This is a genomic window from Methylomonas sp. BG-2, from assembly GCF_057766305.1.
The window spans coordinates 1-5,637 of sequence record NZ_JBYMAP010000248.1 but is presented as its reverse complement, the minus strand read 5'-3'; the positions used below and the strand labels follow the sequence as shown (position 1 = coordinate 5,637).

Genomic DNA, 5,637 nt, shown 5'->3' with positions numbered 1-5,637 from the left:
AATAGTAATTTTTAGGAAGCGTACTCCTGCGCCGGAGACTTCAATGATAGAAGGTATTGTTAAGCCTATTCCGTCTTTCAATAATACTAAATTGTCGATTGTGGTGCCTTGCTACAACGAAGAAGAGGTGTTACCCGAAACCAATAGCCGGTTGCTGGCCTTAATGAAGGAGATGCAAGAGCTTGAATTGGTGTCGCCGGACAGCTTTATCTATTACGTTGACGATGGCAGTAGGGATAAGACCTGGGAGCTGATTTCGAAATTTAATCAAGAGAATGCTTGTATTCGAGGCGTTAAATTATCCAGAAATCGCGGCCATCAGAACGCGTTAATTGCCGGGCTATTTAATGCGGATGGCGAAGCCATTGTATCGATCGATGCCGATCTGCAGGATGATATCCATGTCATCAAGGACATGATTTATAAATTTAATGAAGGTTGCGAAATCGTATATGGCGTCCGATCCTCGCGGGATACCGATACTTTTTTTAAGCGAGTGACCGCGCAGCTTTACTATAAGCTGTTGAAAATTATGGGCGTCGATATTATTTATAACCATGCTGATTATCGATTAATGAGCAAAAGGGTGATCGGTTGTCTTAAAGATTTCAACGAAGTTAACCTGTTTTTGCGAGGCATCATTCCTCAGCTCGGGTTTAATACCGCGATCGTCTATTACGAACGCGGCGAGCGATTTGCCGGCGAGTCCAAGTATCCGTTAAGTAAAATGTTGGCGCTGGCGGCCGACGGTATTACTTCGTTCAGCGTTGTGCCGTTGCGGATGATTACATGGATTGGTCTTGGCGTAAGCTTGGCGAGTTTGGCCATGGTGGTTTGGATATTTGTGGCTAAATTCGCTTTGGAAGCAACCATTCCTGGTTGGGCATCCACTGTGTTACCCATTTATTTTATAGGCGGTATTCAGTTATTGAGCATAGGCATATTAGGCGAATATTTGTCCAAGGTTTATATGGAAACCAAGCAACGGCCACGGTTCTTTATTGAAGAGATTCGCTGATAATGATTACAAACTTATCCATCGCTAATTCGGGCCGGCAATACAGCTTTGTTCTGTACCTATTCATTATCCTGTCGATCGCCTTGATAACAAGGTTGGTGTTTTTTAACGGGCCTTTCGGTTCCGACGACCTCGTTTATCTGCGCCGCTCGCTGGATGTTGCCTACGGCGAATGGGCCAGCGCGAATTACAACGGCGCGTTACGCTATGGTTACAATATTCCGTCGGGTTTTATTCTCTATTTACTCGGCGTGAATCTTTTTACAGCCAATTTGTGGCCTTTGTTATGTTCATTAATCGAGATAGGTTTGGTATTTCGGTTTGTTTGGAATGGAATCAACCCTAAAACGGCCATTTACGCGGCATTGTTTCTGGCTTTAATGCCTCTGCATGTGGCCGTTTCCACCCGGCTACATGCCGACCCCGTGGTGTCGATGTTTCTCACCCTTAGTTTCATTGCGTTCTTTAAGGCCGAAACAACCGGAAATAAATGGACTTATTTTCTGACCGGTATCGCATTAGGTTGCGTGTTTTGGGTGAAGGAGTTAGCGGCATTAACCTTTGGTGCGTTTCTTTTATACCCGCTGATCTTTCGTTGTTGGAAGTCCGGCTGGATTTATTTGATTTTTGGCGGACTGGTGATGTTATTGGCTCATTTTGCGCTGATGACATTTATTGCGGGCGATCCATTTCATGCGTTTAAAACCGTCATCGGTCAGCTTAATCGCAGCTTTATTGGCGGAAACCAAGGCGAAGATAGTCCCTGGTACTATTTTTATTATTTGTTTTTCGATATTAAGCACACTTGGTTAATACCGATTTTGGCGTTGGCCGGAATATGCGTGATGACTAAAGCCATGGTTTCCGGGCGAGCGGATGCCGCTGTAACGTATGCGGCTTATTGGTTGGTTTCCTTACTATTGGTGTTGTCGTTTTTTCCGGTGTCGTTGGCACCGCTAAAATTCGCGATGAAGCAATCCAATTACTTAACCTTGTTTCTAGCGCCGATTGCAGTATTCGCCGCGATTGCGATTCAACGTTTGCCGCGTAAACTTGGCAATTTCTTGATCTTTTTAGCGCTGGCCGGCGGCATGGGTTTGTCGTTTTTGGAACAGCACGCTTACCAAGTTTTTACCGCGAATAGTCGAGGCTTGCTAAGCTTTGCCGAACAACACCCGCAAAGGCTGGTTTTAGGTTCGGTCAATAATCGCAATATCGCCTGTATTTATGCATTGTTGGGCGGTAATACCTGTGAACGGCTACAAATCAACGATTTCGCTGAAATTCCCGCCGAACTGGCGTTGTTGAATACTCAGGAAGCCTACGCAATTATTGATCGAGAGACCTTGGGATGGAGTCCCAGAGATATTAAGCTGGATAAAGTGCCAAACTGTTGGCGGGACGGAACGCTTTTAGCGCCGGCGGATAGCGGATATAGCCAGACCTTACTCAAGTTTGTTTTAAGTACCGCGACATTCTTGCCGGCAAGCCTGAAAAACAAATTACAGGGTTTGCAAACCCCTCAGCCCGCGACACTTTACCGGGTCGATTTAAATAATCTCTGGTGCGAAGGCTAATACCGGACTCCGCGACGTTTTCGTAGAACTCGGCGCTGTTTAAAACCCAAGTTGGTTTCGATCTTGCCCGACATGGCAGGCCGACAGACGCATCCGTCAAGGCGCATGCATCAAACCGATTTCGCCGGTTTGGTTGCGGCCTATCCAGCGTTCTATCAGCGGTGCGACGGCTTCCGGCGCCAGCTGTTGCAATTCCGCGGCCGTGGGTGCCACCAAATCCAGCAGGTCCCGGTCGCGGCCCAGGTCGGCGATTTTAAACTGGATCTGGCCGGTCTGACGGCTGCCCATCACCTCGCCTGGACCACGCAATTCCAGGTCTTTTTCGGCAATCACGAAGCCGTCGTGACTTTCCTTCAAAATACCCAGACGCTGCTTGCCCAGCAGCGATAACGGCGCTTGATACATTAAGACACAAAAGCTTTCCTGGTCGCCGCGGCCGACTCGGCCGCGCAACTGGTGCAGTTGCGATAAGCCCAAGCGCTCGGCGTTTTCGATGATCATCAAGCCGGCGTTGGGTACGTCCACGCCGACCTCGATCACCGTGGTCGCCACCAGCAAGTCGCATTCGTGAGACTTGAACGCTTGCATCGCGGCGTCCTTGTCCGCCGCCTTCATGCGGCCGTGTACCAATCCAATCCGTACCGCCGGCAGTGCTTGGGTCAACAAAACCGCGGTTTTTTCGGCGGCCTCGCACTGCATTTGCTCGGATTCCTCGATCAAGGTGCACACCCAGTAGGCTTGGCGGCCCTGAGCGACCCAGTGACCGATGCGGGCAATGATTTGCTCGCGCCGGTCGGCGGGCAGGACGCTGGTCGTCACCGGGCGGCGGCCAGGCGGCAGTTCGTCGACGATCGAAATATCCAGATCGGCGTATTGCAGCATCGCTAACGTGCGCGGAATCGGCGTTGCGGTCATCACCAACTGGTGGGGGCGCATGCCGGTGTTGCTGCCTTTTTCCCGCAAGGCCAAGCGTTGCTGCACGCCGAAGCGGTGCTGCTCGTCGATGACAATCAAGCCCAACTGGTGAAATCGCACCTGGTCCTGAAACAGCGCGTGAGTGCCGACCGCGATCCCGGCGCCGCCGTCGGCCAAGGCTTGCAGCGTGGCTTGTCTGGCCTTGCCCTTGAGTTGGCCGGTCAAGAAATGCACCGGATAGCCGGTGTCGGCAAACCAGACGGTGAAATTGCGAAAATGCTGCTCGGCCAACAGCTCGGTCGGCGCCATCACCGCTACCTGGTAGCCGCTGTGCAGCGCCATCAAGGCCGCCAGCGCGGCGACCACGGTCTTGCCCGAGCCGACGTCGCCTTGCACCAGGCGCAGCATCGGTTGAGCTTGCTCGCAGTCGGCTTGGATTTCCGCGCTAACCCGCTGCTGGGCGCCGGTCAGACGAAACGGCAATCGTTCGATAAAGGCTTGCTTGGCGACGGCGTCGAATTGAAATTCCGGCGCTCGCCAGCGCTTAAAACCTTGTTTGCCTTGCAGTAGCGCCAGGTGATGAGCCAGAAACTCCTCGAAGGCGAGCCGCCGCAGGGCAGGGGACTTGCCTTCGCTGAACTCGGCGAGGTTTAAGCGCGGCGGTGGATTGTGCAGCGTTTGCAAGGCCTCGGCCAATGACGGGAAGCCGTGGCGGGCGAGCACGGCGGCCGGCAGCCAGTCACGGACGCCGCCTTGCGTCAAACATAATGTCAGCGCTTGTTTGACCGCCTTGCGCAACGTGGTTTGCGGCACGCCTTCGGTTAACGGGTAGACTGGCGTCAGCGTTGATTCGCAGAGTTGCTCGGGATTTTGCACCACCCGATATTCCGGATGCACCATTTCCAAACCCGAGTAGCCGTAACGCAATTCGCCGTAACAACCGATCAGGGTGCCGGGTTTGAGTTGTTGACTTTGTTGCACCGAGAAATGAAAAAACCGCAGCGACAGACTGCCGCTGGCGTCGCCGATCCGGCAAATCAAGCTGGGCCGGCCGCGTTGGATGCCGTCTATAAATTCCACCGTGCCGCAGACCAGTGCCGAGGTGCCGGGTAACAAATCGCCGATCGGCGTGATCCGGCTGCGGTCCTGATAGCGCAGCGGCAGATGAAACAATAAATCCCGCAAGTTGCGTATGCCTAGCTTTTCCAGGCGCGCGGCCGATTGCGCGCCGATGCCGTGCAGGGTGGTGACCGGTTGTTCGGCGGGTTCGAGCGGATTGGTTGATGATTTAAGCATGCCGTCAATTTGGCATGCTTGGCGCGGATTGGCAATGTCTGGCTGCAAGGCGTGTCGTTTGTATATGGCCGTCAGGCTTGGGCGAAGTCTCAAGCCAAGATCGTCAGGCCAATGCCGCGCTAATCGAATAATAGCAATACAGCAGGCCGAAGATACCGATTAGCAACGAGCCGAGCCGAGTCGCTGGAGTATGCTTAGTGCCGGTAGCCCCGCGATACTATCTAGCAGGCCACCGGCAAAGCTCAAACCGTGAAACAAACCGAACCCGAAGGCAATGATCTGCCGGGGAAGGCAGCTTCGAATTTGTAACCGACGGCGACGACTACCCGCGCCTACACGACGATTTCCAGACCCAAATCGTCGATCAAAAAGTCGGCGATTCGGTGTTGTTCCCATCTTCATTATTTCACCGGACGATTCCGTTCAATTCCGACCAGCAACGGATTTGCGTTGCGTTTGACATTAAGCATGCGGTTTGAACGCATTGAAATATTCGTTAGATTTCGACATCTCCAAAGTATTGGCTTACAGGTAGTTCTTTGCCATACAAATTTAACATTCAAGATATGCCGCCTGTGATACGCTACGATGTCATCTTAATAAGTGAGGGATTTATGGAAATGTTGTTTGAATTTAAATCGCGGCCGTTTCGACGGCTGTTGGTTTTGGCGATATTCAGTTTGACTGGGCAAAATCTTCGGGCGGACGAAAGCCACTCCATGACTATTCGGGTTGAATCTCTGCCTCCCAGTATCGCGTACCTGTTACCTTCCCAAAGTCTGTCCTTTTGCATCATTGGCGAGCCTTGCAACGAAGACGCGGTATGGACGC

General features: G+C 52.2%; 3 protein-coding genes and 1 pseudogene. 3 read left to right on the top strand and 1 reads right to left on the bottom strand.

The annotated features are described in order from the left end of the window. Window positions 1-1,018 (top strand): glycosyltransferase family 2 protein (locus AC3B8H_RS17805; protein WP_488442887.1); only part of this gene is annotated, 1,018 nt, incomplete at its 5' end. 2 nt (window positions 1,019-1,020) lie between these two features. Further along, on the top strand, window positions 1,021-2,595 hold the full coding sequence (locus AC3B8H_RS17800) for an ArnT family glycosyltransferase (protein ID WP_488442886.1): 1,575 nt from the start codon (window positions 1,021-1,023) through the stop codon (window positions 2,593-2,595). Window positions 2,596-2,691: 96 nt separating this feature from the next. Here AC3B8H_RS17800 and recG read toward each other — a convergent pair whose 3' ends face one another. Beyond that, window positions 2,692-4,806 (bottom strand): ATP-dependent DNA helicase RecG, encoded by a 2,115-nt coding sequence (recG, locus tag AC3B8H_RS17795; RefSeq protein ID WP_488442885.1) that lies wholly within the window; start codon window positions 4,804-4,806, stop codon window positions 2,692-2,694. Between the two features lie 302 nt (window positions 4,807-5,108). Here recG and AC3B8H_RS17790 point away from each other — a divergent pair. Then, window positions 5,109-5,285 (top strand): annotated as a pseudogene (locus AC3B8H_RS17790) (putative 2OG-Fe(II) oxygenase); the annotation flags it as partial. Window positions 5,286-5,637: the final 352 nt, after the last annotated feature.

Bases quoted from the DNA above. Each gene is read 5' to 3' on its own strand.
- recG (WP_488442885.1), bottom strand. From the start codon at position 4,806: ATGCTTAAATCATCAACCAATCCGCTCGAACCCGCCGAACAACCGGTC.
- AC3B8H_RS17800 (WP_488442886.1), top strand. From the start codon at position 1,021: ATGATTACAAACTTATCCATCGCTAATTCGGGCCGGCAATACAGCTTT.